The 2,215-nt window shown below is 72.5% G+C and carries 5 protein-coding genes; 1 reads left to right on the top strand and 4 read right to left on the bottom strand.

Features of this window, described 5'->3' with window-relative positions:
- On the top strand, nt 1–506 hold a 506-nt coding region (locus KBX39_RS29410; RefSeq protein ID WP_210873651.1), incomplete at its 5' end, for a winged helix-turn-helix domain-containing protein.
- Nucleotides 507–517: 11 nt separating this feature from the next.
- Here KBX39_RS29410 and KBX39_RS29405 read toward each other — a convergent pair.
- From KBX39_RS29405 to KBX39_RS29390, 4 genes are all read right to left on the bottom strand, one after another.
- Entirely contained in the window at nt 518–1,135 is a 618-nt protein-coding gene (locus tag KBX39_RS29405) for an ATP/GTP-binding protein (RefSeq protein WP_030501577.1), read from the bottom strand.
- Nucleotides 1,116–1,478, bottom strand: coding sequence for a DUF742 domain-containing protein (locus KBX39_RS29400; protein WP_030501578.1), 363 nt, complete (start codon nt 1,476–1,478; stop codon nt 1,116–1,118). Before KBX39_RS29400 ends, KBX39_RS29405 begins: the two co-directional genes overlap by 20 nt.
- Nucleotides 1,479–1,538: 60 nt before the next feature.
- Nucleotides 1,539–1,946 (bottom strand): roadblock/LC7 domain-containing protein, encoded by a 408-nt coding sequence (locus tag KBX39_RS29395; RefSeq protein WP_013288588.1) that lies wholly within the window; start codon nt 1,944–1,946, stop codon nt 1,539–1,541.
- Nucleotides 1,943–2,215 (bottom strand): hypothetical protein (locus tag KBX39_RS29390; protein WP_210873649.1); only part of this gene is annotated, 273 nt, incomplete at its 5' end. The genes KBX39_RS29390 and KBX39_RS29395, both read right to left, overlap by 4 nt.

Raw genomic sequence — 2,215 nt, 5'->3', positions numbered from 1 at the left:
CGGTCACGTTCACCTCGGCTCCGGCGGCCGAGGCCCTGCTGCGGGCGGCCGGGGACCGTACCGAGACGGTGCTGGAGGCGCTGCGCGGCGACGTGCTGGCCGGGTGCGTGGGCACCGTCACCGCCGAGCCGCTGGTCCGGCGTGGGGTGCCGGTGAGCGCGCCGAGCCGGGCCCGGTTGGGCGCGCTGGTCCGCACCATCGTCGAGGAGCTGCCCCGGCGCACGGTCTCGGTGAAGGCGGCCGGGCACGTGCTGACGCTGCGCGGCCACGCCGCGGTGGTGGACGGGGAACTGCGCCAGCTCGCGCCGGCCCCGATGGCCGTGCTGCGGGCGCTCGCCGCGTCACCCGGCAAGGTGCTCTCCCGCACCGCGCTGCTGCGTACGCTGCCGCGCGGCGCCGACGAGCACGCCGTGGAGATGGCCGTCGCCCGGCTGCGGGTCGGCCTGAAGGCGCCCCGCGTGGTGCAGACGGTCGTCAAGCGGGGGTACCGCCTGCGGGTCGACTGACCCGCAGGCGGTCAGCCCACCGAGGCCGGGTAGCCGTGCTCGGCCTGGAGGCGGAGCATCGCGTGCTCGACCACTGTCACCAGCACCTGCTTGACCGAGTCGCGCCGACGGGCGTCGCACAGGACCATCGGCACGTCCGGGGAGATGGCGAGCGCCTCCCGGATCTCCTCCATCTCGTAGTGCGGCGCGTCGTCGAAGCGGTTCAACGCCACGACGTACGGCAGCTTGCGGTTCTCGAAGTAGTCCAGCGGCGCGAACGCGTCGGTGATCCGCCGGGTGTCCACGAGCACCGCCGCGCCCACCGCGCCCCGGATGATCTCGTCCCACATGAACCAGAAACGGGTCTGGCCCGGGGTGCCGAACAGGTAGAGGATCAGGTCCTCGGCCATGGTGATACGGCCGAAGTCCATGGCGACCGTGGTGGTCTCCTTGCCCGGCACCTTCGACGGGTCGTCGATGCCCACGCCGGCCGCGGTCATCAGCGCCTCGGTGGTCAGCGGCTGGATCTCGGAGATCGCACCGACCAGCGTGGTCTTGCCCACGCCGAAGCCGCCCGCGACCACGATCTTCGCGGAGATGATCTCCCGGCCGCGGTTCACCCCGTCGGGGTCATAGTTCGCGAAGTCCACTTAGCACCCTTCCAAGCAGGTTCATCCGCGCCGCGAAACCCGTCGCGGGAGCGGCAGTGTGTAGCGTCAGCAGGCCCTCGGCCACCATGTCGGCGACCAGCACCCGGGTGACGCCCAGCGGCATCCGGGTGTAAGCGGCGATTTCCGCCAGCGACTGTGCCCGGCCTTCACAGACCGAGGAGATGCGGTACTTGTCGTGCCCGGCGAACCGCGCCTCGGCCGACTGCGTGGGCGTGCTGGACAGCACCGCCTCGAGCGCGATGTTCTGCAACGGCTCGGTGCGGCCCCGGGTGACCGCGTACGGTCGCACCAGCGCGCCACGCGGATCACGTCGCGGTTCCATCTCGCGATCACCTCCCCTCGTACGGAGCGCAGCGGCTCCGGCTCATGTCGGCGGGCCCGGTCAGGACCGGACGGCGTCCCTCGGCAGCGGGACCAGCGCCTGCCCGACCCGTTCCACGAGCAACGCCATCTCGTAGCCGACCTGGCCCACGTCGCAGCTGCGCGCCGCGAGCACGGCCATCGACGAGCCGTCGCTGATGGACATCAGGAACAGGTAGCCGCTGTCCATCTCGATCACGGTCTGCAGCACCCCGCCGGCGCTGAACATGCGCGCCGCGCCCTCGGTCAGGCTCACCACGCCGGAGGTGATCGCGGCAAGTTGGTCGGCCCGGTCCCCCGGCAGATCCCGGGAGGAGGCGAGCAGCAGCCCGTCCGCGGAGACCGCCACCACGTGGGCGATGCCCGCCACGCTGTCGGCGAAGTTGGTGAGAAGCCAACCCATGTCCTGCATGGCCGCCGGCCTGTTCATCGGTTCGTCTCCTTGGTCGAGGTGCTGTTCAGGTCGGCGCCGGCCGTACGGCCCCGCTGGACGCCACGGTGGTAGGCGGAGAGCAGCCCCCGGACCTCGTCCGGCGTGCGCCGGCTGCGGTCCCGGCCGCTCTTCGGCTCTATCCCACCAGGCACGAGCTGGGCCTGCGGCACCCGCTTGGGCAGGCCGGAACGGGTGGTGCCGCCGGTGGTGGGCTCCGCGGCCCGGCTGGCCCGCGTCCAGCCCTCGTCGCCCGCCGTCGCGTCGCC

It is taken from the genome of Micromonospora sp. D75, from assembly GCF_018070405.1.
In the GTDB taxonomy this organism is placed as follows: Bacteria; Actinomycetota; Actinomycetes; order Mycobacteriales; family Micromonosporaceae; genus Micromonospora; species Micromonospora chalcea.
This window is presented reverse-complemented; position numbering and strand designations above follow the sequence as displayed.

What these genes read in the sequence shown, in the direction of transcription:
- KBX39_RS29400 (WP_030501578.1), bottom strand. Translation starts at nt 1,478, where the DNA reads ATGGAACCGCGACGTGATCCGCGTGGCGCGCTGGTGCGACCGTACGCG.
- KBX39_RS29395 (WP_013288588.1), bottom strand. Translation starts at nt 1,946, where the DNA reads ATGAACAGGCCGGCGGCCATGCAGGACATGGGTTGGCTTCTCACCAAC.